The following is a 25,031-nucleotide window of genomic DNA, read 5'->3' on the forward strand; positions in this document are numbered from 1 at the left end:
CGGAACGATGGCGACCACGCAACAAGGTATTCTGGACCTGCTGTCTCCCTATCCTCCGGGATGGGGCGGCGTCCTTCTGGCAGGTGCGGTCTCCACGGTCGCCATCTCCGCTTGCGCCTTCGCGATCGGCTTGCTGCTCGGCACGGGCGGCGCGCTTGGGAAGCTCTCGGGCAACCGCATGCTGCGCCTGCTGCTCGATCTCTATACCACGCTGATCCGCGCCGTTCCCGAGCTGATCCTGATCGTCGGGCTCTATTATGCCGGCACCGATGGCCTCAACCGGCTGCTCGCCGCGTTGGAGCTGCCGCCGGTCAATGTGAACGGCTTCGTCGCGGCCGTCGCCGTGCTGGGTTTCGTCCAAGGCGCCTACATGACAGAGGTGCTGCGCGGCGCGATCCTCGCCATTCCCGTCGGCCAGATCGAGGCCGCCAAGGCCTTCGGCATGGGGCCGGTGCTGAGGTTCCGCCGCGTCCTGCTGCCGGCGCTTTTGCCGAACGCGCTGCCGGGTCTTGCCAATCTGTGGATGTCGGTCACTAAGGAGAGCGCGCTGGTCGCGGTCGTCGGCTACCAGGAACTGGCCCTCGCCACCCGTCTTGCCGGGGCAAGCACCAAGCATTACTTCGTCTTTTTCCTTGCTTCGGCCCTTCTCTATCTCGCCATCACGCTCGTTTCCAACGTCGTCTTCAAACTGGTCGAGGGACGGGTACGGCGGGGGCAGCCGCGCCTTGCCTGAAGAAAGCGCCTTATGAATTTCACCTGGATCTCTTCTTATTGGCCGCTGCTTCTGAGCGGCGCCTGGCAGACCGTTTTCCTGCTGGTAATCTCGGTGGTGTTCGGCTTCGTCATCGCCATAGGCCTCGCCTTCGCGCAGGTCAGCGGCGGCAGACTGACGCGGCTGCTCGCGCGGAGCTACTGCACCTTCTTTCGCGGCACGCCGCTGCTGATACAGCTATGGCTTCTCTACTACGGGGTGGGCTCACTGCTGCCCATGGTCCCCGGCATCCGCCAGAGCCTGTTCTGGCCGGTCCTGCGCGAGGGCTTCTTCTTCGCCGCCGTCAGTTTTACCCTGAACTACGCAGCCTATGAGGCAGAGGTGTTGCGCGGCGCGCTGCTTGCCGTTCCCAAGGGCGAACTCGAAGCGGGCCGGGCCTTCGGCCTCTCACCCTGGATGCTGACCCGCCGCATCTGGCTGCCGCGCGCCATTCGCATCGCCCTGCCGACGATTGCAGGAGAGATCGTCATGCAGCTCAAGGCGACGCCGCTCGCCTTTACGGTGACGGTGATGGATCTCTACGCCGTGGCAAACAAGGTTCGGCAGGACACGCTGCTCGTCTATGAACCGCTGCTGGTCGTCACCTTCTTCTATCTCGCTTTGACGGCAGTAATCGCCCACGTCTTTCGAGGTCTCGAAGCGCAGGTGCCGGTTCGCCGCTAAGCCGATGAAGCCCGCTACTTTGTTTTGAAAGCTCGCAGCCGAGGACGGCGCGACAGCCTGAATGGAGATTACGTCATGAGCACCACGCGAATTCTCGACGGCGGCATGAGCCGCGAACTTCTGCGGCTGGGCGCCGAACTGAAGCAGCCCGAATGGTCGGCGCTGGCGCTGATGAATTCGCCTGACATCGTGCGAGAGGTACACCAGGAATTCATCGCCGCCGGCGCCCAGATCATTACGACGAACAGCTATGCGCTCGTGCCTTTTCACATCGGCGAGGAACGCTTTTGGACGGAGGGACCGGCGCTGATCCGTCTTGCCGGTCGCCTGGCGCGCGACGCCGCCGATGCCGCTACCAACAGGAAGGCGCTGGTCGCGGGTTCGCTGCCGCCGATCTTCGGCTCCTACGAGCCGCAGAATTTCGAACCTTCGCGGGTGCAGGACTATCTCGCAGTGCTTGTCGAAAACCTCGCGCCCTTTGTCGATATATGGCTCGGCGAGACGCTGAGCCTGATCGCCGAAGGCGAGGCTGTCCGCAAGGCGGTAGCGGCGTCGGGCAAGCCGCTTTGGATTTCCTTCACCTTGGCGGATGACGAAGCCGCGATCAAGGGCGGCGAGCCGAAGCTTCGTTCCGGCGAAAGCGTGGAGGACGCGGCATCCTGGGCGGTATCATCGGGCGCGGAAGCCTTCCTGTTCAACTGCAGCAAGCCCGAGGTGATGCAGACAGCAGTGGAAACCGCGGCGCAAGTCTTCCGAAAGATGGATGCTCCTATCGAAGTCGGGGTCTATGCCAATGCCTTCGAAGGGGAAACGGGCGAGGCAGCTGCCAATGAAGGCCTGCACGACACACGTGATGATTTGAATGGCGATGCCTATTCGCGTTATGCCTGTTCCTGGGTTGAAGCCGGCGCAACGATCATCGGCGGCTGCTGCGGCATCGGCACGGCCCATATCCATCGCCTGAGGAAGACGCTATTGCGCTGAATAGCCGAGAGTGAGGCTGCTGCCGAGAATTGCGGCTTTCGGGCTTATTGATCCTCTTGGTGAAGTGACCGCGCCAGCGCTTCATCCGCCCTCGGCGCCGTCTTCTGGAGCTCAAGAAGAAACTCGATCTGCTTCGGCGCAATCAATCCGATTTCTGAGAGATGCAGGGGTGCTCAGCCCCGTTTCGGTCGGGCCGGGGCATGCTCCAGGCCGGCGGCGGCCTTCTTCAGGCAATCGAGGTAGCGGTCCCGGTTGGCGATGCCATCGTCGCGCGGCGTGACGAGGCAGAGCGTTGCGGCTGCATGGCCTTCCTCGCCCCGCACAGGTACGGCAAAACAGTGGGTGAAGCTGTCGACGATGCTGTTGAAGGTGAAGAGACCTTCACGCTCGGCCTGGCGTACCTCGGCGATGAAGGTTTGCGGCTCGAGCCATTCGCCGTTCGGCAGGCGAAAATCCTGCGGCGGAATGAAGTTCAGGATCTCCTGATCCGACAGATGCGCGACGAGCAGGCGGCCCGACGCCGTCCACGGGATCGGCACCGACTGCCCGACATCCGTCGAAATGCGGAAGGGGCGCGCGCCTTCGCGCATGCGGACAACCGTGTATCTGTTTCCATCCAGCATGCAGAACTGCGCTGTCTCCCGCGTCTCGTCGGCAAGCTGTTCCAGCGTCGCCTCGCATTCGCGGGTGAAGTCGAAATGGTTCTCATAGGCTGCGCCGAGGAAATACAGCTTGCGGCCGAGATAGACACGCCCCTCGCCGCCGGTGAATTCGAGGATGCCGTGCTGCAGCAGCAGGTTGACGAGCTCGTAAACCGATGAGCGCGGCGCGCCGATCTGCGCGGCGATTTCATTCGGCTTCAGGGCCTGCCGTTTCTGGCGCAGGAAATCGAGGATTTCGAAGGCACGGTCGAGCCCTCGGGCGCGTTTGCCGGCTGCTTCGTCCTGCACTGCATCCATTGCTATCGATCCTTCTTTGTCCGGCCAAGCTTTTCAAGCCGGCTGCCGCATCTGTCAATCGGTCCGTCATTCGTTGCGAATGAAATTTTCCGACCCCTCTTGCGAGGTGGAAAAATCGGCATAAGATCACTTCGTCCAATATATAGATCATATGTACGCTATATTGGACATTGATGGCAAGCGGTCAACGCTGCCGCACACAAAAAAAGGGGATCGACATGAGGAATCTTGAAAACGGCACTTCCGCTTCGCTGCGCCGCCGCCTTCTCGCGGGTGCCGCCGCCGCTGCGGCACTGCTCGTCTTTTCGGCAGGTACGGCCTCGGCCGCCGCCAATTGCATCAAGGGTGACAGGAAAGCGCCCTATACGATCGGCTGGGCAAACATCTATTCGGTGCCGACCTGGATGAAGCAGACCGAAGGCACCATCACGGCTGAAGTGGAGGAGCTGAAGAAGGCAGGCCTTGTGAAGGACCTGATGATCACGGACGCACAGGGCAACGCCCAGACGCAGATCCAGCATATCCAGTCGATGATCGACGCCAATGTCGACGCCATCGTCGTGATCGCCGGTTCCTCCAATGCGCTCGACCGCGTCATATCAGATGCCTGCGACAAGGGCATCGCCGTCGTGAATTTCGACAGTCTGGTCAATACCGACAAGGTGACGGCGAAGATCAACACCGATTCCAACGAATGGGGCGCGACCGCTGCCAAGTGGATGGTCAGCCAGCTCGGCGGCAAGGGCAAGATCATCATCATGAACGGTCCGGCCGGCATTTCGGTGAGCGACGACCGCCGCAAGGGCGCCCAGCCGGTCCTCGACGCCAATCCCGGTCTCCAGGTGATCACCGAGACGAACACGGAATATAACGTCGCGCCGGCACAGGAAGCGATGACCAGCCTGCTCTTCGCCAATCCCGAAATCGATGGCGTGCTGTCGTTGGGCGGCGCGCTATCAGCCGGCTCGGTGCTCGCTTTCGAGCGCCAGGGCCGCGACCAGGTGCCGACCACAGGCGAAAACGCAAGGCAGTTCCTGGAGCTCTGGAAGGAGAAGGGACTGAAGGGCTGGGCGACCATGCAGCCCAATTGGCTCGGCGCGCTTTCCGTTTACACCGCCGTGCAGGCGCTGGAAGGCAAGGAAGTTCCGGCCTTCGTCAAGGTGCCGCTGCCCGTCATCGACGACAGCACGATCGGCAGCTACCTCGCACGGGCCGACAAGTTCCCGGCTGACGGCTATATCTACTCGGACTACGACAAGGCGCTCTTCGACAAGCTGCTTGCCAAGTAATCCGCCCAAGTAATCCGGGGTTGAGGAAAACCGTCATGACGGAAGAAAGACCCTTGCTGGAAGCCCGGCAGGTGTTCAGAGGATTTTTCGGCAATCCCGTGTTGAAGGGCGTCGATATCGCCCTTCTGCCGGGCAAGGTTCACGCCCTGCTCGGCGAAAACGGCGCCGGCAAGTCCACGCTTATCAACCTCCTGTCCGGCGCTCTGCAGCCGGACGGCGGTTCCATCCTCGTCGACGGCAAGCCGGTCGAACGCTTCAGCCCGGCGGCTGCGCGCGCGGCGGGTATTGCCGTCGTTCAGCAGGAGCTGAGCCTGACGGCCAGTCTCTCGATTGCCGAAAACATCGGGCTCGGCGCATTTCCGCGCCGGTTCGGCCTCATCGATTACAGAGCGCTCCATCGCGGCGTGTTAGACGTCTGCGATATGGTGGGACTCACCGAGCCGCTCGACATGCCGGTCGCCGACCTCGCGCTCGGCCGACGCCAGATGGTGGAGATCGCCAAGGCGCTGTTCCGCAAGCCGCGTGTGCTGATCCTGGACGAGCCGACCTCATCGCTCTCCGCGCACGAAGCCGGCATCCTTGCCCGCCTGATCGGGACGCTCAGGGATCGCGGCACGGCACTTCTCTATATTTCCCACCGCCTCAACGAGGTGCAGGCGCTGTGTTCGCATGTCACGGTGCTGAAGGATGGCCTGGTCACCGCCGACCAATCGCTATCCGGCATCGACGGCGAGGGCCTGGTGCGCCTGATGGTCGGCCGCGAGACCGGCGACCTGTTCCCGCCGCGCCCGGCCGCAGCACCCGGCCCGATGCGCGTCAGCGTCGAAGGTTTTTCCGCCGGCATGGTGCGTGACGTCAGCTTCTCCGCCCGCGCCGGCGAGATTGTCGGTATCGGCGGGCTGGTGGGACAAGGGCAGGAAGACTTGCTGCTCGGTCTCTACGGCGCGATTCCGGCCTCGGCCGATCGGGCGGAGGTATCCGGCAAGCCCGCCCTGCCCGCTGATGTCAGCGAGGCGAATGCCGCCGGCATCGTCTATGTCCCGGCCGACCGCAGGCATGAGGGACTGGTGCTGCCGCATTCCATCGCCTCCAACCTCATCCTGCCCTCGCTTGGACGGGTCGCGCGCCAGGGGCTGCGCGACCGGCCGGCGGAAAACGGGCTGGTCGCCGATCTCGCGCGCCGGCTGACGATCAAGGGCGACACGGCCCGCCCGGTGCAGGCGCTTTCCGGCGGTAATCAGCAGAAGGTGGCGCTCGCCAAATGGCTGCCGCTCGATCCCTCCGTTCTGCTCCTCAACGATCCGACGCGCGGCGTCGACATCGAGACCAAGCGGGAAATCTATCTCATGCTCCGCGCCTTCGCCGACGAGGGGCGGCTCGTCATTCTGGCCAGTTCCGATACGCCGGAGCTCGTGCATCTCTGCGATCGCGTCGTGGTTCTGCGCGGGGGGCGTGTCGCGGCGGTACTGTCGCCAGATGAAATCAGCGAAGGAGCGATCGTCGGCGCAGCGATGGGCATCACCACCACGACGCAGGGGGAGGCAGCATGAGTACAAGTTCGTCATCCCGGCTCTACGGCGCAATCCAGCTCCGTCGCAACCGCGGCCTTGCCGGCCTCTACCTGGTTGTCGCCGCCTTTCTCATCCTCTATGCACTGCTCTTTCCCGGCATCCTTTCGATCGGCGGCTTCTCCAAATTCACGCAGAACTGGTTCCCGCTCGCGCTCGTCACCATGGCGCAGGCGCTGCTCATGCTGAACGGCGGCATCACGTTGGCGATCGGCCCGCTCGTCAGTCTTGGAGCGGTGATCGCCGCGACGACGATGGGTGGGGCGCTCGGCGTACCGGGCGGCATTCTTGCTGTCTCGATTACTGGTCTTTCGATCGGCGCCGCCATGGGCGCCATCGTCACATATCTGAGGCTTCCCGCAATCATCGTTACGCTCGCCGGCTCCTTCATCATCGGCGGGGTCGCGCTCATCCTGCTGCCGCGGCCGGGCGGGTTCATTCCCGATTGGCTGTCGACGGTGCTGGCCGGCCACACGCCCGTCGCCTTCCTGCTGCTCGTCGTGATCCTGGCGCTCTGGAAAGCCTTTCTTGCAACGCCGCTCGGCCTCGGCATCTACGCAGCCGGCGACAATCCGGTCGGCGCGTTCCGCTCCGGTGTCCCGGTCGAACGGGTGAAGGTTGTCGCCTTCGCCCTGTCCGGCCTTCTCGCCGCCCTGACCGGTCTCTTCGTCGCTGCGCAGACCGGCTCGGGTGATCCTGTTATCGGCACGCCCTTCACGCTGAACTCGATCGCCGCCGCCGTGCTCGGCGGCGTGGGCTTCCTCGGCGGCAAGGGCACGATGCGCGGGGCGATCTGCGGCAGCCTGCTGCTCTCGGTGATGATCAACGTCATGTTCTTCCTGGGCTTCCCGCCGGTCGCGCAATATGTCGCGCAAGGGTTGATCATCGTCGGCGCGGTCGCCGTGCCGGAACTTCTTGGGGCTTGGAGGGCAAGGCGATGAACATCATCAGGTCCGCGTTCCGCAATCCACCGCTGCTGACCTTCCTTCTGGTCGCGCTCGTCTGGGTCGTCGCAAGCCTCACACTGCGCGGTTTCGGCGCCTATGGCCACCTGCGCTACCTGCTCGAACTCGCCGCGGTGATCGGCATTGCCGCCGCCGGCCAGACGCTCGTCATCCTGATGGGCGGCATCGATCTTTCCGTCGGCGCAGTCATAACAGTGACGGCGATCCTGCTGCCGCTGATCTCGCCGGCCTGGGATCCGACCGGCCTCGCCGGCATCGCGGCGGCCCTTGCCATCGCTACCACTATCGGTCTGATGAACGGCGCCGGTGCTGCCTATCTTCGCGTGCCGCCGATCATCATGACGCTGGCCATGGCGACCTTCCTGCAGGGGCTGCTCGTCATCGTCGCCGGCGGCAGCGCGGTCACCGTCAGCAACCCGGCCGTCATTCTGCTCGGACAGGCGCGGCCGCTCGGCATTCCCTCAGGCATCATTCTGTGGCTCGTCGTCTCGATCATCGTCCTGCTGCTCGTCCACCGCATGCCGATCGGTGCCCGTTTCCTGGCGCTTGGGGCGAACCCGCTGGCGGCCCGGCTTTCCGGCGTCGGCGTCACCCGCAACACGCTGATCGTCCACTCTCTGTCGGGCTTTTTCGCAGGGCTTGCGGGCATTCTCGTGCTCGGCATGAACCGGCAAGGTTATGTCGGCATCGGCGACCCCTATCTGCTGACCTCGATCGCCGCCGTCGTGCTCGGCGGCACCTCCATCCTCGGCGGGCGCGGTACCTATGCCGGGACCATTCCGGGGGCAATCCTGCTCGTCACGACGACGGCGCTGATCACTGTCGTCAACGCCTCGCCCGGCTGGCGGTCGATCATGTTCGGCACGCTGATCCTTGCCCTTTTGCTGGTTTCCGGTCGCGAGGCACGCCGATGACGGAACTCTATGACGGGCCGGTGATCGACCCGCATCACCACCTCTGGGACCTCAGCCTAGAACGCCATCCCTGGCTGCAGAAGGCGCGGGGGTCCGGCGAAGAGATGGTTTTCGGGAGCCTCGCACCGATCCTGCGCAACTATGGCATTGACGATTATCGCGCCGATGCTGCCCGCCAGAACGTGATTGCAACCGTGCATGTGGAGGCGGGCTGGTCCGTTACCTACCCGCTGGAAGAGAGCCGCTGGCTGGATGGCCTCGACCGCAGCTCCGGCGTGGCGCACCGTTATATCGCGCGCGTGCCTCTCGACGGGCCGGACGCCATGCGCCTGCTCGAGGCGGAAGCGGCAAACCCGAATGTCGTCGGCATCCGCGATATTTTGAGCTGGCATCCGGACGCGGCGAAGAGTTTTGCTCCGCGCCCGAACCGCATGGGCGACCCCGCCTGGCGGGCGGGGTTAGCTCACGCCACCCGGCTCGGATTGGTCTTCGATCTGATGCTCTATCCCTGGCAGATGGATGAGGCGCTCGAACTGGTGCGCGCTTTTCCGCAAACGCTTTTCGTGCTCAACCATGGCGGAAGCCCCACTGATCGGACGGAGGACGGCTTGGCGCTCTGGCGCCGTGGTCTGCGGGCACTCGGCAACGAGCCGAACATGCGTCTGAAGATCTCCGACCTCGTCGCCTACGACAACAATTGGACGCTCGAAAGCCTGCGGCCAGTGATCGAGCATTGCCTTGATTGTTTCGGCCCGGCGCGCGCCATGTTCGCGAGCGACTTTCCGGTCGCGGGCCTGCACGCCTCTTTCGACGAGGTCTACCGGGTTTTCCGCACGGTCGCCTCGCAGCTGTCTCTCGACGAGCAACGCGCCCTGTTCTTTGCCACCGCCAATGAAACCTATCGCCTCGGCATCGCCGATCCGGCCAAGATCAGGAGTGGCTGCCATATCTGACCTTCATACCGCGACGGAAAACGTTCTGATCGACGAGCGGGTGCGCGGCTTTCCGCCGGGCAATCCGCCGCTTCCGCTTGCTGCAATCGGCAAGCAGGGATGGAAGCCCTATGACGGCAGGATGGCCCTGCCGCTGATCTCGCTCGACCGGCAGACTTTCACCGGCAATGTCGAACTGATGATGGCCTATGTGAAGAGCCACGGCGCCGATATCGCGCCGCATGCCAAGACACCGATGTCGACGGCGCTCTCGGAGGCACTTCTGGCGGCAGGCGCCTGGGGCACGACCGTCGCCGACATCCGCCAGGCCGCCGTCCTGCTCCAGGCGGGACTACGCCGGCTGATCCTCGCCAACGAGATCGGCGGGGCCGCCGCCGCCCGCCGACTCGCGGCCCTGCTTGGCCGCTACCCCGATGCGGAACTTCATATTTTCGTGGATTCGACAGCGCTGGTCGAGGCTCTTCGATCCGCCTGGCAGGAACGTCCCGATCTGCCGCCTCTCGGCCTGCTGGTGGAGTTCGGCGCCGGCCGCGCCGGTGCCCGCGGCATCGACGCCGCCGAGGCAATTTTCGAGGCGATCCTTGCCGTGGAGACGCCGACCTTCCGGCTGACCGGCATCGCAGCCTATGAGGGCGCGGCGGCGACCGCCGATGCGGAAGAGACGATGCGTCGGATCGAGGCGCTGATGGCGGTGACATCAGATTTCCTGCCGAAGGTGCGCGCCCGTATAGGCAAGGAGCGGCCGCTCTTCGTGACGGCCGGCGGCTCAGTGTTTTTCGACGTGGTGATTGCCAGGCTTTCCGCCGCCGTCGCGGCCGATCCCGCCTGCCGGCTGGTGCTGCGCAGCGGCGCGATCTTCTTCCACGATCACGGCATCTACGAACGCGGCCTTGCCGGCCTCGATGCACGCGGCGGTTTCCGCATCGGCGGCGAGACGGTTTCGGCGGCCGCGGGTTTCCATCCGGCGCTGCGGCTCTGGGCTGAGGTCCTGTCCCGGCCGGAGCCGCGGCTGGCGATCTCAGGCATGGGCATGCGCGACGTGGCGATGGACCAAGGCCTGCCGCGGCCGTTGGCGCTCTATCGCAATGGTGCGTATCTCGCCGATCTCGCGGGCGCCGAAGTTTTCCGCCTCAACGATCAGCACGCCTTCATTAGCCTTGCCGACGGCAGCGGCGTCGCGGTCGGTGACGTCATCGAGTACGGCATCTCGCATCCCTGCACCTGCCTTGACCGGCATGCCATCCTCTACGGCCTCGACCCGGACCATTCGGTGACGGCGGCCTATCTGACCAGCTTCGGCTGAACTCTCCCTCCAAAAGCAAGAAAAGGAAAACCCGCAATGATCCAGCGTTATCAGAAAGGTTCGCGTATGAGCCAAGCCGTCAGCTACGGCGGTCTCGTCTATATTGCCGGCCAGGTCGCGGAAAATCGCAAGGCTGATATCGAGGACCAGACCCGCGACGTGCTCGGCAAGATCGACGCCCTTTTGAAGGAGGCCGGCATCGATCGCTCGCGCCTCATCGCCGTCAACGTCTTCCTGCCGGCGATCGTCGATTTCGAAGCGATGAACAGCGTTTATGATGACTGGATCGACATCGAAAACCCGCCGGCCCGCGCCTGCACCGAAGCTCGTCTGGCCGATCCCGATCTGCGCGTCGAAATGACCGCGATCGCCGCGCTCTAACGCATCGGCCCGAAAATCGGAATCGATTTTCGCAAAGCACGATGTATCGATTCAAAGTGTTACAGCGTCCTTTGCGCGTCTCAAAAGACGCGCGGCGCTGTAACGGCATCGCAACCGTCCGCACTGGAGACATCATGCACAGCGGTCTCGTCAATCCGATCGACTTTTTGCGCGAGGGCCGGCAAGCCGGCCACCTCGCCATTCCCTATTCGATCGACCGGTCGCCCTATTATCAGATCCGCATTCCGATCCTTCGCCTGAAAAATGGCGAGGGGCCGTCTTTGCTGCTGATGGCCGGCAATCATGGCGACGAGTATGAGGGCGAACTCCAACTCGGCCGGTTGATGCGGCTGCTTGTTGTCGCCGAAATCCGCGGCGCCGTCACCATCTTGCCGATGGCGAACCTGCCTGCGGTGATGGCGGCCAAGCGCTGCTCGCCCTTCGACGGCGGCAATCTCAATCGGGCGTTTCCCGGCGATCCCATCGGCTCGCCGACGGCGCGGATGGCGCATTTCCTCGAACATGAACTTTTTCCGCGCCATGACGTCGTGCTCGACCTGCATTCGGGCGGCACCTCCATGGCGCACCTGCCCTGCACGCTGATCGAGCGGCAGGCCGATGCTGATCGCTTCGAGCGGTCCGTTTCGCTGATGCGCGCCATGGGTGCCGCGCATGCCTTCATCGCCGATAACGGGCCGACCGCACCGACATCGATGGGGGCTGCGGCAAGGGCCGGGACCATCGGTCTTTCCGGCGAATTCGGCGGCGGCGGCACCGTGACGCTTGCAACAATGGCTTTCACGGCGGCGGCGATCGACCGGCTGCTGGTCACACTCGGCATCGTGAAGCATCCGGTCCTGTCGCGCGTGCCGCTCGCCGAGCCCGGACCGTTGCAGCTGCTGTCATTATCCCGGCATAGCCAGGGCATCTATGCGAACCGCAGAGGCTGGTTCGAGCCGGCCGTCGGCCTCGGCGCCACCGTTGCCGCCGGTGAGCTGGCCGGGTGGTATCATAATCTGGAACGCCTGGAGCAGCCGGAGGAAGAGCTGCGTTTTGCCGAGAGCGGTATTGTCATTTCCCACCGGCTGCATTGCGACAGCCAGGCTGGCGACTGCCTGATCCAGGTCGCCGAACCCATCGCATCCTGAGGAACGCTGATCCGCTTAAGTGATTGCGTCGACCGCTGCCTTGACCCAGTCGAGGCGCTTTGCCGGTATCAGGCCGTAATTGTAGAAGTTCACGCCGTCAGCGCCGGCATCGACGGCAGCCTTGGCGCGTGTGGCGAGCACCGCCGGCCCGCTGACTTCGGGATAGAAGACGCGCAGGCCAACGCCCAGAAACTTTCCCGGTCCGATTGCCGCCCGGCCGGTCCGGATGACATCGGCGACGGCATCCGGTTCCATGTCATAACAGCAGAGGATCGCGCCGTCGCAGAACTTGCCGACCGCTGTCAGATCGACGCCGCCGAGCCAGCCGTCCTTTAGGTCGATGAGCACGATGCGTGTCGCCGGATCGGCGGCCGTCTTGATCTCGCCGATCAGGCTGGTCACCGGCTCGCTGCGCCAAGTGAGATAGGCATGCAAATCAGGATGGTCGCGAAAGGCATCGATGCCGGCTGCCGGGAAATCCGGGAATTGCCGTTCCGGGACAGCTCGTTCGCAGAGTTCGGCGATGAAGTGCGCGACCGACCGGCATGCGCCTTCGACCGGCACGCCGGCCTTTTCGGCGCGTGCCGTGCAATGGTCGCAGAAGCAGAGCGACAGCAGGAAATCGTCTTCGGCGTTCAGGCCGACGCCGTCCTTCTCGTGATGGTATTCATGCGCGAATCCCATGAAGTTCGGGCTCTCGAGCTCCACCATATCGGGCCGGTAATTCGTCGTGATGTCGCGAACAAGGGTAACGGCATAGTCCCGCGCCGCCGGGCTGGAGGGGCAAAGATTGTAATAGTTGGGATTGCCGAAGGCGTTGCGCGTCACATGATCGGGATGCAGCATGCCGAGACGGGTATTGTGCAGGCAGACCGTCCAGGAGGAGACTTTAAGACCCGTCGCCTCGCGTCCCTTGACGAGCGCTTCCAGCATGTCGCCGCGCTCAGTGACATTCCCAGCCATCAGCGGCCGGATCACTTTGTCCTGCCACAGGCTTGCGTCCGGCCGGAAGTAGACGGTCCCGTCTTCGGGGAAATAGGCCTTCTGCCGCGGGCTGCGCGGCTGCAGGAACCGGCCGGCGTGATAGGAGGTCGCCAGACTGACCGTCGTCAGGCCCGCACGGCCGCGAAGCTCGACGGCAAAGGGGGCGAGCCCCTGGTCCTGGATATCCCAGGGGTAAGTCCACATGGAAAGATGCATTGCGTGCTCCCGCTGAATCTGTCCATTTTATAGAACATGTGTCCATAATAGTGTCCAGGCTGATTTTTCGGCGCGGGCGGCTGTCTTAGATGTCGGCGACAAGGCCCTTTGCTTTCAGCACCGGTTCCAGATTGCTGACTTCGATGACCGATTTGCCCTGCTTATATGCTGCGATATAGCCGGCCTCGGCATCTTCGCGGGCCTGCGAAAGCCTGCCGACGTCCTGCGCTTCCTGGCGGCGCACGACCACCAGGCCGTCGGCATCGCCGGCGATGATGTCGCCTGGATGGATAATTTCACCGCCGACGATGATCGTGTCGTTCACCGCCGCAATAGTTTCCTTCACCGTCCCCTTGATGCAGACGCTGAGCGAGAAGACCGGAAAGCCAAGTTCCCTCAGCTGAAGCGTGTCGCGCACGCCGGTGTCGGTCACGAGGCCGCCGATGCCCTTTGCAAGGCAGGCATTGGCGAGAACGTCGCCGAAGGATCCGGCCTCTTCGTACTCACCTGCCGATACGACGATGATATCGCCTGGCTTTGCGTAGTTGATGGCAAGCTGTAGCATGATGTTGTCACGCGGTGCGCACTTCACCGTAAAGGCCGGACCGCAGAGTTTCATGCGGTAGTCGACGGGCTTGAGGCGGGAGGAAAGGGCTCCGCGGCGCCCTTGGGCCTCGTGGATCGTCGCAGGCGAAAATTTGGAAACGGCGTCGATATCGGCTTTGCTTGGCCGTTCGGCAATATCTTTAATATGGATCATGGATGCCTCACATCGTTGGCCGACGGCGGGCATGTCCCGCCGTCTGATTTCGTTTGGATATCGTCATTGGATGGTGCCGCTGCCGATCGGCTTACGGGATCGGGTCGAACTTCAGCTCGGAGAGCGATACGACCTTGTCAGTGCGTGTCATCTTGTATTCGGTATCCGGGCCGAGCCACTTGTCCCAGATCTTGTTGATCTCGCCCGATGTGTCGAGCTTGCGAAGGATCTCGTTGATCTTGGCGGTCAGCGCCGGCTGATCCTTGGCCATGCCGATGCCGATCGGCTGGTACAGCATCGGCTCCTCGATCATCCGCATTGCCTTGCCCTTGCTCTTCGATTCATTGACGAACTTGGTCGTCGTCATGGTGTTGGCCACCATGCCGCGCGCCTTGCCCTGCTGGACGGCGAGATAGGCCGAGGCGGTATCCTGGAAGGTCAGCGGGTCGGATTTGTTGAGCTTGATCGACATCTCGGAGGTCGAACCCTTGGTCGAAGCGATACGCTGGCCCGCATAGTCGGCCTTCTTCTTGCCGGCATCGTCCGCCGGCACGATCAGCATTTCCTTGGCGAGATAATAGGGATCGCTGAACTGGATCTGCTCGGCGCGGCTGAGAGTATAGGCAAGGTTGGCAACGGTGATGTCGACGCGGCCGAGCTTGACCTCGGGCACGCGCGCCTCGACCGAAACCGGCTTGATTTCAGCCTTGACGCCCAATTCCTTGGCGATGGCGCCGCAGAGATCGACGTCGAAACCGGCCATTTCTCGGGTCTTCGGATCAGGTGAAGCGAAGGGAGGAACGTCGGCGAAAGTCGCGCAGCGCAGAGTTTTCGCCGAGATGATGTTGTCGAGCTGATCGGCTTTTGCGGGCACGGCGGCTGCCATGCCGGCAAATGCGGCGGTGAGGGTTAGGCATTTCCAGTTCATTGCTGTTCTCCTTTGTTTTTGGTGATTGGTATCAATGCCTGAGATCAGCGAGGAAACGCTGAGCCCGGGGATGGCTTGGATTGTTGAAGAATTCCTCAGGCGTCGCCATTTCGAGGATCTGGCCCGCATCGATGAACCAGACCCGATCCGCGACGTCGCGCGCGAAACCCATTTCGTGGGTGACGCAGAGCATGGTCATGCCTTCCGACGCCAAGCTCTTCATGACGGCCAGCACTTCGCCGACCATTTCAGGATCGAGCGCGCTGGTTGGCTCATCGAACAGCATCACCGGCGGTTCCATGGCAAGGGCGCGGGCGATTGCCACCCGCTGCTGCTGGCCGCCCGAGAGTTGACCGGGATAGGCCCGCGCCTTGTCGGCAAGGCCGACCCGATCGAGAAGCGTGAGAGCCTTATCCTCGGCAACATCAGGCGCCACGCCTTTCACCCGGATCGGCGACATCGAGACGTTTTCAACCACCGAAAGGTGCGGAAACAGGTTGAAGTTCTGAAATACGAAGCCGATCCTGCTGCGCAGCTTATTGAGTTCCTTTGCCCGCATGGCGGCGTGAATGTTTTGCCCGTCAAGCGTGATCGATCCGCTGTTGATCTCTTCAAGGCGATTGATCGTGCGGATCAGCGTCGACTTTCCCGAACCGGACGGCCCGCAGATGACCACGACTTCGCCGTGCGAGACCTGCGCATCGATATCCTTCAGGACCGGATAGTCGCCGTAGCTCTTGCAGACCTGCGAAAGCCGGATCGTCTGCAATTCCTGTGCTGGAACTGACATGGTCATAGCTGCTCCGATATGATTTTCGATGGCGCGACCAACGCAGCAGAGGGAAGGTTGGAAAGTCCCGCACGCCGCCGCGTGATGCTCCGCTCGAGGCGGTTTGCGAAGTAGGTGAGCGTCCAGCAGATGGCGAAGTAGACGATCGCCAGAATGAGGAAGACCTGGAAAGGCTGCGTCAGGAGCTGGTTGTTGACCTGGCTTGCGGCAAAGGTCAGGTCCGGCACGTTGATCACGTAGCCGAGCGTCGTGTCCTTGATCGTCGAGACGAAGGTGGAGATGATGCTCGGGATCATGTTGTAGAGTGCCTGCGGCAGGATGATGAAGCGCATTGCACCGAGATAGCCGTGGCCAAGCGCACGCCCCGCGTCCATCTGGCCCGGTCCGAGCGCTACGATGCCGGCACGCACGACTTCGCTCAGGAACGCGCTCTGATAGACCACGAGCGTCGTCAGCATCGTGACGAAGCTCGGCACATCAGCGCCGGTCAGCAGCGGAACGAGGAAATAGCTCCACAGGATGAGCATCAAGAGCGGCACGCCCCTGGTGAAATAGACGAGCGCGGTGACCGGCCAGCGCAGCAGCGGCGACTTGGAGAGCCGCGCCAGTGCGAACAGGATGCTGACCGGAAAGGCGAGAGCGATGCTGAGTGCAGAAAGGATCAGCGTGTTGGCGAGCCCGCCAAGCGGCCCGTTCGGATATTGGCCAATCAGCAGCAGCAGCCAGTAGTCTTGGACGATGGCGATCATGTCATGGATCATGCCCGTGCACTCCTGGCAGGATCCGTGCGCATCGACAGATAGGCGCCGATGCTCATAATCACGAGCGAGAAGAAAAGGTAGAGAACCGTGCCGATCAGGTAGATCTCGAAGGTCCGGAAGCTGAGGTTCTCGATTTCCTTGACGGCATGCGTCAGTTCCGAGGCTCCGATGACAACGGCGAGACTGCTGTTCTTGAACAGGGAAACGCTGTGATTGATGAGCGGCGGCAGCGCGTTGCGCACGCCTTGCGGCATGATGACGAAACGCATCGCCGAGAGATAGCCGTGGCCAAGCGCGCGGGCGGCCTGCATTTGGCCAGGGCTGACCGAGCGCACGCCCGACCGAAGATCTTCGCTGAAATAGGCGGCCTGGCAGAGCCCGAGCCCGATCACCGCAAAGATGGCCTCGGCATTATGGACGGCCAGCCATGTCGCTACTCCGCTCGGCATCAGGGTGAAAATCCCGAAATACCACAGCATCAGCTGGACCAGGGTGGGGACGTTCCGGTGGTAGGAGACGTAAGCGGCGACTAACGGATCGCCGAAACGAAAGGGCGACAAACGCAAAGCTAACAACAGAAGTGCCAGCGCCATCGCCATAGACCAGGAGCCGGCATAGATGATGAAGGTCATCTTAATGCCATGCAGCAGCATGGCGGTATATTCCGGATTTCCGAGGATTGCCGAAAGATCGAAACCACTCACGGGTTTGGCTCCCCGGATTGATCTGTCTTCGCCGCAGCGGATTGATCCGGCTTCGCCGCAGACTGGGGCTTTGCTGTCTGCAGCCCGCCCATGACCTGCAGCGTCGGCGTGATCTCCATGTGCCCGATATTGACGGCGACGGGGGCTGCTATGGCGAAGGCAATCGCGTCGGCGATATCGGCCGCCTGCGGCAATTCGAAGCCGTCGATGTATCGTTTGCGGATGCTGGGGTCATCGCCATGGACGTGATTGAAAATGTCAGTGGCGACCCGGCCGGGGCAGATTTCCGTGACCCGTACCCGCTTGCCGAAAGCGTCGATGCGCAGCTGGTTGGACAGCATGCTCACCCCGGCCTTGGTGGCGTGATAGGATGAGTTGCCGCCGAAATTGTAGGCGCCGGCGATCGACGAGATGTTGATGACATGTCCGCGGTCGCGCGCCACCATGCCGGGCACGACCAGGCGGCAGATGTGCAGGACCGCCCGGAGATTGACGTCGATGATAAGATCGATATCGCCCTCGTCGGCTTCCAGGAATTTCTTCGGCCGATCGACGCCGGCATTGTTGACGAGAATATCGAAGTCCACTCGACGCGTGAGCTCGGCCATGGCCTGACGGTCGGTCACATCGATGACGTGGGCGATGCAGCCGGTTCGCGCGGCCAGCTGCTGCAACGCTTCGGCGCTACGGGCAACCGCATGGACCTCGATGTTCTCCCGGCGGAACCGCTCCACCACGGCTGCGCCGATACCGGAGGATGCGCCGGTCACCAGTGCGGTCCTGTAGTCGGAGAATGGCATTGTCGTTCCCTTGTTGTTGATCGAGACAGTAGCGAAGCTTAAACCTCTTGCCTAAGACCGATTATCTCTGGAGCAATAAGCAACGGTTATGGAGCCGGCGCAGGCTGCTGAAGGAGAGAAAGGGCTGATGCCGGGCATCACCTTGCGGCGTTCGGGCCTGAGGAAAGCAGCGACGGCGTCGCGTTGCAAAAGCAATGCGTGTCTGCAAACATGTAAGCCGCGCAGATCAGAACGGTACCCCGATCCTCATGGACATCAGACGCCTCAAATCTTTCATCGTGATCGTCGACAGCGGCAGCATCACGCGAGCGGCGGACCTTCTGCACATCGCCCAGCCGGCGCTCAGCCAGCAGCTTGCCGCACTGGAGGAGCATTTCGGCCACAAGCTGCTGATCCGCAGCCAGCAGGGCGTCAGCATGACCGATGCGGGACATGCGGTGTATCGTCATGCGCAGATTATCCTTCGGCAGATGGAGCAGGCGCAAGCGGATGCGTCGGCAGCCGGCAATTCGCTTGCCGGACGGGTGTCCGTCGGCCTCGTACCCTTCAGCAGTGCGGCCACGCTGTCGGTCGACCTCCTGGCGGAGACCCGGAAACGGCATCCTGGTATCCTGCTTCACCTGACCGAAAGCGTCGGCCAGACCTATAGCCAGATGATCATGAACGGCAGGCTGGAGATGGCGCTTCTCCACGGAACCGGACCGATCAAGGGTGTCCGGTTCGAGCCGATCCTGAGCGAAGAGTTTTTCCTTGTCGCGCATCGGGACTTTGCGATCGAGGCGGATGCGAAACCCGTTTCGGTCAATACACTCGACGGAATACCGCTGCTGTTGCCGCCGGCCTATAATTTCGTCCGCCGCGCGGTCGATACCGCCTTCACGCGCACCCGCACCAATTTGAAAGTCGTGGCGGAAGTCGAAATCGTCCGTACCCTCGCCCGGGCGGTGGGCAGCGGCCTCGGCGCGACGATCATGCCGAAAGCCATCGCCGACCGCATCGTATCGGAATCGAGCGAGCCGCTGATCTGCCGGCTCGTCTCGCCGCGGATCGAAGAAACCCTGTCGCTGTGCGTTTCCGACCAGAATCCTCTAACAGAGCCGGCCCTCGCCGTCCGAGACATCCTTCTCGAGCTGACGGCGGGGCTGAAAGGCTGAAACGCGTTGTCGATCAGCACATATCCCTGCAGAATTGAGCTATGCGCGCGCAGCCTTCGCCGAGTTTCTCCATGCTCGTGGCGTAGGAAATGCGAAAGAACGGGCTCATTCCGTAAGCCGCCCCTTGCACGGTCGCGACATGATGCTCGTCGACGAGCGCCATGACGAAATCGACGTCGGTCTCGATCTTTCGCCCACCCTTGCTGGTCTTGCCGATCAGCCCGGACATGTTGGGATAGAGGTAGAAGGCGCCGTCGGGCCGATGGCAGCGCAAGCCTTCCACTTCCGACAATCTGTCGAGGACGAAGTCACGTCTTTCCTTGTAGATCGCGGCACGCTCTTTCAACAGATCCTGAGGGCCGTCCAGGGCAGCGGTCGCCGCAGCCTGGGTCAGCGTCGCGATGCCGCCGCCATTCTGGCCGTTGACGTTGCTGACGGCAGAGATCAGCTCTTTCGGCCCGGCGCAAAAGCCGAGCCGCCAGCCTGTCATTGCATAAGCCTTGGAAACGCCGTTCATCGTCAGGACGCGTTCATAGAGCCTGGGCTCGACTTCGGCGATCGTGCAGAACTGAAAATCGTCATAGACCAGGTGTTCGTAGATGTCGTCAGTCATGATCCAAACATTGGGATGGCGCAGCATGACCTCGGCGATGGAAGCCATCTCCGCCCGGGAGCAGGCGGCTCCGGTCGGATTGTTCGGGAAATTCAGGAAGAGCCACTTGGTGCGCGGCGTGATCGCCGCCTCCAGATCCTCGGGACGCAGCTTGAAGCCGGTCTGCTCGTGGCAGGGGACGGCGACCGGGACACCGCCGGCGAATTTGACGATATCCGCATAGCTGACCCAGGAGGGTGTCGGAATGACAACCTCGTCGCCGGGATTGCAGGTTGCCAGCATGGCATTGAAGATCACCTGCTTGCCGCCGCCCGAGACGACGATCTGGCTGGCATCATAGTCGAGATTATTGTCCCGTTTGAACTTCCTGATGATGGCGGCCTTCAGCGCTGGGGTCCCGTCCATCGGAGGATATTTCGTATCGCCTGCAAGAGCTGCCACATGAGCCGCCTCGATCGCGTGCGCCGGTGTGGGGAAATCCGGTTCGCCGGACGAGAGGCTGATGACTTTGATCCCGTTGGCGGCCAATTCCCTGGCGCGTTGAGTCATGGCGGCGGATGCGGATATGGAGACGTTTTTCAGGCGGTCTGATATGGCGGACATCGCAATGGTCCTTCGATGAGGGATTGGAACGGGAGACCGCCCGCAGGCGATCAGGATTGTATCAATCGGCGAGTTCGGCGGCAGGCGCGAGCGCAGCACCCGTGGCTTCGATCTCGCCGCGCACGATGCCGGCAAGCTCCAGGGCGCCGGGTGTGTCGCTATGGACGAGAATGGAGCGGGCCGGCATTGCGATCACGGCTCCGTCGATCGTCTCGACGGTTCCTTCGAGGAGGAATTGCCGGACACGCGCACGCACCGAGGCTTCGTCCTTGATGACGGCGCCAGCGAGCCCGCGCGCGACGAGGTTGCCGCCGACGTCATAGGCCCGGTCGGCAAGGAAAAGCGCCAGGGTTTTCAAGCGCGCGCGTCTGGCCGCCTGCTGAATCTCGCTGCCATGGGTCACGAAGACGACAAGACCGGCATCGACCGTGGCGATCGCATCCGTCATCAGCTCGGCCAGCACAGGATCGCGATTGACCATATTGCCCATGGCTGCGTGGAAGCTGATATGGGAGACAGTGACACCCTCGGCTTTGGCGATCGCCATCAGGGCGCCGAGCTGATAGAGCATCTGCTGGCGAAGCTCATCTGCCGAAAACGCTATTTCGCGGCGGCCGAACCCGAGCCGGTCGGGCAAGCCCGGATGCGCTCCGATGCCGACGCCGTTCAGTTTCGCAAGCCGGACCATACGCCCCATCGTATCGGGGTCGCCGCCATGGAAACCGCAGGCGATGTTGGCCGACGAGACGAGTTTCATCATCGCTTCGTCGTCGCACAGCCGGTAGGGACCAAATCCTTCGCCCATGTCGGAATTCAGATCGATCTTCATCAGTTCCTCCTTTTGACGGCGACACGCGTTAGGCCATCGCCTTCAAGGCGCGCTTGACCATTCGGGATGTTTGCCTGACGTCGTCGACATAGCGGGCGATAGCCTGCTCCGCCTTGCGCGCCTCCGCATGCGTCGAGCGAACGAACTTCAGGCGGGCGCCGATGCGGGCTTGCCCGAGCCGCCAGAGATCGCATTCGATCACGCCGGCGATCTTCGGATATCCGCCGGCGGTGTTGGCATCGCTCATCTGCACGATCGGTTCGCCGCCGGGTGGAACCTGGATCACGCCGGGCACGACGCCGTGGGAGCGCATCTCGATGGACGCCGTCGGCTTAATCGACTCGCCTGACAGCCGGTAGCCGGTCCGGTCGCTTCGGGAGGAAATCCTCCAGGTCTGGCTCCAGAAAGCTTCGCCATCGCCTGCGAAAAGATCGTGCTCGCCGGCCGGCAGAGCACGGATCGGCAGCGTGCCGTCGACAGCAGCCGGGAAGACATCGCGCAGCGCCACGGACGGTTCGACCACGGCAAGACCCGAGGTCGGCAGCATGGTGATCTCTGCGTCCTTGCCGACCGCGATCCGGTCTCCCTTCGCCAGAGGCCGGCCTGCATTGCCGCCAAAGCCGCCGCGCAGCGACGTGCTTCGCGAGCCCATGACAACGGGGATATCCAGTCCGCCTCCAACCGAAATATAGGCACGCGCCAGCCGCGGGGGCTGTTTCAGTTCGAGAACCTGTCCGGGCTCCGCGATGTGGGCGCACCAGGGAAGCAGTTCCAGTCCGTCCAGATGATATTTGCCGTCGGCGCCGGTCACGGCAAAGACGATGCATCGCTCGAAACGCAGGCTGAACGGGAAGGTCTGCACCTCTATCGCGGCGGCATTTTCGTCATTGCCGACGAGAATGTTGCCGATCCGGACCGCAAGCGGATCCATCGCGCCGCTGGCGGATACGCCGATGTCGCGATAGCCGGGGCGGCCTAGATCCTGCACCGTGTTGAACGGGCCGCTTTCGATGATCTCGATCATAGCTCGATCCTTGCCGGCAGGAACCGCACCGTATCTCCCGGCGCCATCATGGCGGGGGTCGGCGATGTGGGGTCGAACATCTCAAGCGTTGCGAAGCCGATGGAATTCCAGCCGTTCGGACCTGTGAGCATGGCGACGCCGGTCTGCATGCCGCCGATGGTCACGCAGCCCTTCTGCATCTTCAGCGAGGGCACGGTCTTTCGCGGCATGTAGATGCGCGGATCGAGACCGTGTAGATAACCGAAACCGGGAGCGCTGCCCAAGGCGAAGACACGGTAGGTCGCTTCATGATGGATGCGCACGACCTCGCGGTCGCTCAAGCCCGAGAGATCGCAAAGGGCCGGCAGATCCGTCGCATATTCGCCGCCATAATCGACGGGGATGTCGATAGTCTTGCCCTTGAGGTCGATGCTGCGGGCATTCTCCCATGCCTCCAGCAGCCGGGCGACCACCGCATCAGGATCCTCGGTCGTCTCCTTGAAGATCACCAGCAGGTTGGTCATGCCCGGAATGTTTTCCGCAAGGTCCGGCCAGTCTTTCACGGTCTGGGACAGAGCCCAGATCCGCCGCTGCGCGATGAGATCGAAGTCGCCTGGCGCCTCGAGCAGGAAGGATCTGGCGCCGATCGAGGAAACCCGCGCCTGGCTTTTGGTGGCCGGAACGATTTCGCGTTGCGATGCATGTCTGTTCGTCGCGGCGATCATGATGGGAGCTCGATTTCGAACAGAGGACCGCCGAAGCCGACCAGTGCGCCGGGCTCGGCGAGCAGCCTGGTCAAAACACCGGAACGACCGGCGCGAAGGGGAAGCAGGATGTGCCCTACCCCGACGAAGCCGACGATATCCGCATCTGATATGGAGCGCGGCAGATTTTGCGGAGTGGCGGAGGTCGGATGCTCGACGCAGAAGCGGCCTGCCATCGGCGCCTTCACGACGGCCGATGCGGAGCCGGGAGCCAAACCGGGAGCAGGAGGCGTCGCTTCGGTCGAGTTGATCCCGGCGCCCCTTTCTCCGGCGACGATAATGCGAAGCTGTCCGCCCGGCCGGGAGATTTCAAGGCCGTCCACACCGGCGGCCGTCAACGCCTCGGTGAGCAATGCGATGGTCGCCGGATCGCTGAAATCGATCGCGCTCATGCCGCCCTCCGCAGCTTCAGCCATTGTTCGAGATAATGGATATCCGTCTCGCCGCGCGCGAATGCGCCGTCCTCGAACAGAGCGCGCAGGAAACGGATATTGGTGGAAATTCCCTCGACCTCAGTGCCGGCAAGCGCTTCGCGCATTCTTGCCATCGCTTCGGCCCGCGTCGGCGCATGGACGATCAGCTTGGCGATCAGCGAGTCGTAATAGGGCGATACCTTGTAGCCGGCATGAATATGCGTATCGACGCGGATGCCCGGTCCCGCCGGCAACGCCAGATGGGTGACGACACCGGCTGACGGCAGGAAGGTTTCCGGATCCTCGGCGTTGATGCGGCATTCGAAGGAGTGGCCCTCGCATGTCACATCGCCTTGGGTGAGATCGAGAACGTGACCCTGCGCCGCCCTTATCTGCGCCTGGACGATATCGACACCACTCGTCAGCTCGGTGACGGGATGCTCGACCTGAAGTCGCGTGTTCATCTCGATGAAATAGAAAGCGCCATCCTCATAGAGGAATTCGAAGGTTCCGACGCCCCGATAGCCGATCTGGAGGCAGGCCTGTACGCAAGCCAGGCCGACCGGCTGGATGATGTCGGGCGCGATTCCAGGCGCCGGCGCCTCCTCCACAACTTTCTGATGGCGGCGCTGCATCGAGCAATCCCGGTATCCGAGCCACACAGCATTGCCGTGATCGTCGCAAATGACCTGGATTTCGATGTGGCGCGGATGCTCTAAGAATTTCTCCATGTAGAGCGAGGGTGAGCCGAAAGCCTTGCGGGCTTCTTCCCGCGTCAGCGCAATTGCTTCATGCAGCAAATCGGCCTTGGGCACGACACGCATGCCGCGTCCGCCGCCGCCGCCGGCTGCCTTGATGATGATGGGATATCCGATTTCGAGCGCTATGCGCTCGGTCGTGGCGGGGTCATCGGGCAGCGCGGTGTCCGGACCGGGAACGCAGGGGACGCCGGCGGCCATCATCGCGCGTTTTGCCGAGATCTTGTCGCCCATGGTCGCAATCGACGACGCGGTCGGACCGATGAAGATCAGGCCGGCCTTTTCGACGGCATCGGCGAAGGCGGCGTTTTCCGACAGAAACCCGTAACCTGGATGGATGGCGCCGGCCCCGGCGAGACGCGCCGCCAGCAGGATGGCATCCTGATTGAGGTAGCTCTTGGCCGCAGTCGACGGGCCGATGCAGAGAAAGCTGTCGGCTGTGCTGCCGTAGGGCACTTCCCTGTCCGCCTCGGAGCAAATGGCGACCGTCTTCAGGCCGAGCTCGCGGCAGGCGCGCTGGATCCGGACTGCGATCTCGCCGCGATTGGCGATGAGCACGGTATCGAAGCGGCCGGCCGCGGATTGTTCAGGCGTTTCCGGCATCAGCCAATCTCCGCCAGCAGGTCGCCGGTCTCGACCTCGCCGTCTTCGGTTTCGGTGAGGTGTGTAATGCGCCCTGCCCGCGGCGCGGCGATCGTGTTGAAGACCTTCATCGCCTCGATGATGAAAAGGGTCTGCCCCTCTTCCACCTCGTCACCGATCGCGACGAATGGCGGCTCCCCGGGCGCCGGGGTCCGGTGCAGAACGCCGAAGACCGGCGCCTTCACCGCATAGGTTTTCTCGGGCCTCGAAGGCATATCGGCGCCGGCATCCTGGGCAGGGTTTGTCGTCGATCCCGCCTCTTGCTCGGCAGCAGCCTCCTGACTCGGCGACGTGCGGAAAATCCGAACCGTCACGTCTTTTTCCGTCACGGTCAGCTCGGTAATGTTCGATCGTCCGACAAAGTCGATCAGCGTCTTGATCTTCGAGAGGTCCATATGCGTGCTCGGAAT

The 25,031-nt window shown here is 62.8% G+C and carries 27 protein-coding genes; 12 read left to right on the forward strand and 15 right to left on the reverse strand.

Translation table 11 applies throughout. The annotated features are described in order from the left end of the window. Positions 1 to 7 precede the first annotated feature (7 nt). From BS630_RS33170 to BS630_RS33180, 3 genes are all read left to right on the forward strand, one after another. Positions 8 to 733, forward strand: a complete 726-nt coding sequence (locus BS630_RS33170) for an ABC transporter permease (protein ID WP_077980854.1) — start codon at positions 8 to 10, stop codon at positions 731 to 733. A 12-nt stretch (positions 734 to 745) separates the two neighbouring features. Then, positions 746 to 1,435 (forward strand): ABC transporter permease, encoded by a 690-nt coding sequence (locus tag BS630_RS33175; RefSeq protein WP_077980855.1) that lies wholly within the window; start codon positions 746 to 748, stop codon positions 1,433 to 1,435. Positions 1,436 to 1,510: 75 nt separating this feature from the next. Next, on the forward strand, positions 1,511 to 2,419 hold the full coding sequence (locus tag BS630_RS33180; RefSeq protein ID WP_077980856.1) for a homocysteine S-methyltransferase family protein: 909 nt from the start codon (positions 1,511 to 1,513) through the stop codon (positions 2,417 to 2,419). 173 nt (positions 2,420 to 2,592) lie between these two features. Here the strand turns inward: BS630_RS33180 and BS630_RS33185 are convergent, their stop codons facing one another. After that, positions 2,593 to 3,378 carry an IclR family transcriptional regulator gene (locus BS630_RS33185; protein WP_077980857.1) on the reverse strand — a complete coding sequence of 262 codons (786 nt, stop codon included), beginning with the start codon at positions 3,376 to 3,378 and terminating at the stop codon, positions 2,593 to 2,595. Positions 3,379 to 3,596: 218 nt separating this feature from the next. Here BS630_RS33185 and BS630_RS33190 point away from each other — a divergent pair, with 218 nt between their 5' ends. The 8 genes from BS630_RS33190 to BS630_RS33225 all read left to right on the forward strand — a co-directional run bounded on the left by BS630_RS33190 (position 3,597) and on the right by BS630_RS33225 (position 11,899). Beyond that, positions 3,597 to 4,667, forward strand: coding sequence for an ABC transporter substrate-binding protein (locus BS630_RS33190; RefSeq protein ID WP_077980858.1), 1,071 nt, complete (start codon positions 3,597 to 3,599; stop codon positions 4,665 to 4,667). Positions 4,668 to 4,702: 35 nt separating this feature from the next. Further along, a complete protein-coding gene (locus tag BS630_RS33195) occupies positions 4,703 to 6,217 on the forward strand; it encodes a sugar ABC transporter ATP-binding protein (RefSeq protein ID WP_077980859.1) in 1,515 nt (504 codons plus the stop codon). Beyond that, the gene (locus BS630_RS33200; protein WP_077980860.1) at positions 6,214 to 7,176 is read left to right on the forward strand and encodes an ABC transporter permease; all 963 of its coding nucleotides are present in this window, start codon (positions 6,214 to 6,216) and stop codon (positions 7,174 to 7,176) included. The genes BS630_RS33195 and BS630_RS33200 overlap by 4 nt, the downstream gene beginning before the upstream one ends. Continuing rightward, the gene (locus tag BS630_RS33205) at positions 7,173 to 8,114 is read left to right on the forward strand and encodes an ABC transporter permease (RefSeq protein ID WP_077980861.1); all 942 of its coding nucleotides are present in this window, start codon (positions 7,173 to 7,175) and stop codon (positions 8,112 to 8,114) included. The genes BS630_RS33200 and BS630_RS33205 overlap by 4 nt, the downstream gene beginning before the upstream one ends. Next, a complete protein-coding gene (locus BS630_RS33210) occupies positions 8,111 to 9,067 on the forward strand; it encodes an amidohydrolase family protein (RefSeq protein WP_077980862.1) in 957 nt (318 codons plus the stop codon). The genes BS630_RS33205 and BS630_RS33210 overlap by 4 nt, the downstream gene beginning before the upstream one ends. Further along, a complete protein-coding gene (locus BS630_RS33215) occupies positions 9,060 to 10,370 on the forward strand; it encodes an alanine racemase (RefSeq protein ID WP_077980968.1) in 1,311 nt (436 codons plus the stop codon). The genes BS630_RS33210 and BS630_RS33215 overlap by 8 nt, the downstream gene beginning before the upstream one ends. 36 nt (positions 10,371 to 10,406) lie before the next feature. Then, the gene (locus tag BS630_RS33220; protein WP_024320306.1) at positions 10,407 to 10,751 is read left to right on the forward strand and encodes a RidA family protein; all 345 of its coding nucleotides are present in this window, start codon (positions 10,407 to 10,409) and stop codon (positions 10,749 to 10,751) included. 134 nt (positions 10,752 to 10,885) lie between these two features. Beyond that, the gene (locus BS630_RS33225; RefSeq protein WP_077980863.1) at positions 10,886 to 11,899 is read left to right on the forward strand and encodes a succinylglutamate desuccinylase/aspartoacylase family protein; all 1,014 of its coding nucleotides are present in this window, start codon (positions 10,886 to 10,888) and stop codon (positions 11,897 to 11,899) included. A 15-nt stretch (positions 11,900 to 11,914) separates the two neighbouring features. Here the strand turns inward: BS630_RS33225 and BS630_RS33230 are convergent, their stop codons facing one another. From BS630_RS33230 to BS630_RS33260, 7 genes are all read right to left on the reverse strand, one after another. Further along, positions 11,915 to 13,099, reverse strand: coding sequence for a hypothetical protein (locus tag BS630_RS33230; protein WP_077980864.1), 1,185 nt, complete (start codon positions 13,097 to 13,099; stop codon positions 11,915 to 11,917). Between the two features lie 85 nt (positions 13,100 to 13,184). Beyond that, complete coding sequence (locus BS630_RS33235; protein ID WP_077980865.1) at positions 13,185 to 13,859, reverse strand: 4-carboxy-4-hydroxy-2-oxoadipate aldolase/oxaloacetate decarboxylase; 675 nt, start codon at positions 13,857 to 13,859, stop codon at positions 13,185 to 13,187. Between the two features lie 91 nt (positions 13,860 to 13,950). Further along, positions 13,951 to 14,787, reverse strand: coding sequence for an ABC transporter substrate-binding protein (locus BS630_RS33240; protein WP_077980866.1), 837 nt, complete (start codon positions 14,785 to 14,787; stop codon positions 13,951 to 13,953). Between the two features lie 31 nt (positions 14,788 to 14,818). Next, positions 14,819 to 15,583 (reverse strand): amino acid ABC transporter ATP-binding protein, encoded by a 765-nt coding sequence (locus BS630_RS33245; protein ID WP_077980867.1) that lies wholly within the window; start codon positions 15,581 to 15,583, stop codon positions 14,819 to 14,821. Beyond that, complete coding sequence (locus BS630_RS33250) at positions 15,580 to 16,338, reverse strand: amino acid ABC transporter permease (RefSeq protein WP_077980868.1); 759 nt, start codon at positions 16,336 to 16,338, stop codon at positions 15,580 to 15,582. The genes BS630_RS33245 and BS630_RS33250 overlap by 4 nt, the downstream gene beginning before the upstream one ends. After that, positions 16,335 to 17,042, reverse strand: a complete 708-nt coding sequence (locus BS630_RS33255) for an amino acid ABC transporter permease (RefSeq protein WP_077980869.1) — start codon at positions 17,040 to 17,042, stop codon at positions 16,335 to 16,337. Before BS630_RS33255 ends, BS630_RS33250 begins: the two co-directional genes overlap by 4 nt. Further along, the gene (locus BS630_RS33260; protein ID WP_077980870.1) at positions 17,039 to 17,842 is read right to left on the reverse strand and encodes an SDR family oxidoreductase; all 804 of its coding nucleotides are present in this window, start codon (positions 17,840 to 17,842) and stop codon (positions 17,039 to 17,041) included. Before BS630_RS33260 ends, BS630_RS33255 begins: the two co-directional genes overlap by 4 nt. Before the next feature lie 194 nt (positions 17,843 to 18,036). On the opposite strand from BS630_RS33260, the gene nac reads away from it, so the two are divergent. Further along, positions 18,037 to 18,996: a nitrogen assimilation transcriptional regulator NAC gene (nac, locus tag BS630_RS33265; RefSeq protein WP_183594592.1), complete on the forward strand. Its 960-nt coding sequence runs from the start codon at positions 18,037 to 18,039 to the stop codon at positions 18,994 to 18,996. A 13-nt stretch (positions 18,997 to 19,009) separates the two neighbouring features. Here nac and BS630_RS33270 read toward each other — a convergent pair whose 3' ends face one another. From BS630_RS33270 to BS630_RS33300, 7 genes are all read right to left on the reverse strand, one after another. Then, positions 19,010 to 20,212: a pyridoxal phosphate-dependent aminotransferase gene (locus BS630_RS33270; protein WP_077980871.1), complete on the reverse strand. Its 1,203-nt coding sequence runs from the start codon at positions 20,210 to 20,212 to the stop codon at positions 19,010 to 19,012. Between the two features lie 61 nt (positions 20,213 to 20,273). Then, complete coding sequence (locus BS630_RS33275) at positions 20,274 to 21,041, reverse strand: 5-oxoprolinase subunit PxpA (RefSeq protein ID WP_077980872.1); 768 nt, start codon at positions 21,039 to 21,041, stop codon at positions 20,274 to 20,276. Between the two features lie 28 nt (positions 21,042 to 21,069). Continuing rightward, complete coding sequence (locus tag BS630_RS33280) at positions 21,070 to 22,065, reverse strand: 5-oxoprolinase subunit C family protein (RefSeq protein WP_077980873.1); 996 nt, start codon at positions 22,063 to 22,065, stop codon at positions 21,070 to 21,072. Continuing rightward, on the reverse strand, positions 22,062 to 22,769 hold the full coding sequence (gene pxpB / locus BS630_RS33285; RefSeq protein WP_077980874.1) for a 5-oxoprolinase subunit PxpB: 708 nt from the start codon (positions 22,767 to 22,769) through the stop codon (positions 22,062 to 22,064). Before pxpB ends, BS630_RS33280 begins: the two co-directional genes overlap by 4 nt. Beyond that, positions 22,766 to 23,200, reverse strand: a complete 435-nt coding sequence (locus tag BS630_RS33290; RefSeq protein ID WP_077980875.1) for an acetyl-CoA carboxylase biotin carboxyl carrier protein — start codon at positions 23,198 to 23,200, stop codon at positions 22,766 to 22,768. The genes pxpB and BS630_RS33290 overlap by 4 nt, the downstream gene beginning before the upstream one ends. After that, a complete protein-coding gene (accC, locus tag BS630_RS33295; RefSeq protein ID WP_077980876.1) occupies positions 23,197 to 24,582 on the reverse strand; it encodes an acetyl-CoA carboxylase biotin carboxylase subunit in 1,386 nt (461 codons plus the stop codon). The genes BS630_RS33290 and accC overlap by 4 nt, the downstream gene beginning before the upstream one ends. Continuing rightward, positions 24,582 to 25,016: an acetyl-CoA carboxylase biotin carboxyl carrier protein gene (locus BS630_RS33300; protein WP_077980877.1), complete on the reverse strand. Its 435-nt coding sequence runs from the start codon at positions 25,014 to 25,016 to the stop codon at positions 24,582 to 24,584. Before BS630_RS33300 ends, accC begins: the two co-directional genes overlap by 1 nt. Positions 25,017 to 25,031: the final 15 nt, after the last annotated feature.

The organism is Rhizobium laguerreae, from assembly GCF_002008165.1.
Classification (GTDB): Bacteria; Pseudomonadota; Alphaproteobacteria; order Rhizobiales; family Rhizobiaceae; genus Rhizobium; species Rhizobium laguerreae.

Coding starts and splice junctions, on each gene's coding strand:
- BS630_RS33180 (WP_077980856.1), top strand. CDS start 1,511: ATGAGCACCACGCGAATTCTCGACGGCGGCATGAGCCGCGAACTTCTG.
- BS630_RS33250 (WP_077980868.1), bottom strand. CDS start 16,338: ATGATCCATGACATGATCGCCATCGTCCAAGACTACTGGCTGCTGCTG.
- BS630_RS33245 (WP_077980867.1), bottom strand. CDS start 15,583: ATGACCATGTCAGTTCCAGCACAGGAATTGCAGACGATCCGGCTTTCG.
- BS630_RS33290 (WP_077980875.1), bottom strand. CDS start 23,200: ATGAGCGCGATCGATTTCAGCGATCCGGCGACCATCGCATTGCTCACC.
- BS630_RS33190 (WP_077980858.1), top strand. CDS start 3,597: ATGAGGAATCTTGAAAACGGCACTTCCGCTTCGCTGCGCCGCCGCCTT.
- BS630_RS33210 (WP_077980862.1), top strand. CDS start 8,111: ATGACGGAACTCTATGACGGGCCGGTGATCGACCCGCATCACCACCTC.
- BS630_RS33195 (WP_077980859.1), top strand. CDS start 4,703: ATGACGGAAGAAAGACCCTTGCTGGAAGCCCGGCAGGTGTTCAGAGGA.
- BS630_RS33205 (WP_077980861.1), top strand. CDS start 7,173: ATGAACATCATCAGGTCCGCGTTCCGCAATCCACCGCTGCTGACCTTC.
- BS630_RS33300 (WP_077980877.1), bottom strand. CDS start 25,016: ATGGACCTCTCGAAGATCAAGACGCTGATCGACTTTGTCGGACGATCG.
- BS630_RS33235 (WP_077980865.1), bottom strand. CDS start 13,859: ATGATCCATATTAAAGATATTGCCGAACGGCCAAGCAAAGCCGATATC.
- BS630_RS33225 (WP_077980863.1), top strand. CDS start 10,886: ATGCACAGCGGTCTCGTCAATCCGATCGACTTTTTGCGCGAGGGCCGG.
- BS630_RS33270 (WP_077980871.1), bottom strand. CDS start 20,212: ATGTCCGCCATATCAGACCGCCTGAAAAACGTCTCCATATCCGCATCC.
- BS630_RS33275 (WP_077980872.1), bottom strand. CDS start 21,041: ATGAAGATCGATCTGAATTCCGACATGGGCGAAGGATTTGGTCCCTAC.
- BS630_RS33230 (WP_077980864.1), bottom strand. CDS start 13,099: ATGCATCTTTCCATGTGGACTTACCCCTGGGATATCCAGGACCAGGGG.
- pxpB (WP_077980874.1), bottom strand. CDS start 22,769: ATGATCGCCGCGACGAACAGACATGCATCGCAACGCGAAATCGTTCCG.
- BS630_RS33185 (WP_077980857.1), bottom strand. CDS start 3,378: ATGGATGCAGTGCAGGACGAAGCAGCCGGCAAACGCGCCCGAGGGCTC.
- BS630_RS33175 (WP_077980855.1), top strand. CDS start 746: ATGAATTTCACCTGGATCTCTTCTTATTGGCCGCTGCTTCTGAGCGGC.
- nac (WP_183594592.1), top strand. CDS start 18,037: ATGCGTGTCTGCAAACATGTAAGCCGCGCAGATCAGAACGGTACCCCG.
- BS630_RS33170 (WP_077980854.1), top strand. CDS start 8: ATGGCGACCACGCAACAAGGTATTCTGGACCTGCTGTCTCCCTATCCT.
- BS630_RS33220 (WP_024320306.1), top strand. CDS start 10,407: ATGATCCAGCGTTATCAGAAAGGTTCGCGTATGAGCCAAGCCGTCAGC.
- accC (WP_077980876.1), bottom strand. CDS start 24,582: ATGCCGGAAACGCCTGAACAATCCGCGGCCGGCCGCTTCGATACCGTG.
- BS630_RS33240 (WP_077980866.1), bottom strand. CDS start 14,787: ATGAACTGGAAATGCCTAACCCTCACCGCCGCATTTGCCGGCATGGCA.
- BS630_RS33260 (WP_077980870.1), bottom strand. CDS start 17,842: ATGCCATTCTCCGACTACAGGACCGCACTGGTGACCGGCGCATCCTCC.
- BS630_RS33280 (WP_077980873.1), bottom strand. CDS start 22,065: ATGATCGAGATCATCGAAAGCGGCCCGTTCAACACGGTGCAGGATCTA.
- BS630_RS33200 (WP_077980860.1), top strand. CDS start 6,214: ATGAGTACAAGTTCGTCATCCCGGCTCTACGGCGCAATCCAGCTCCGT.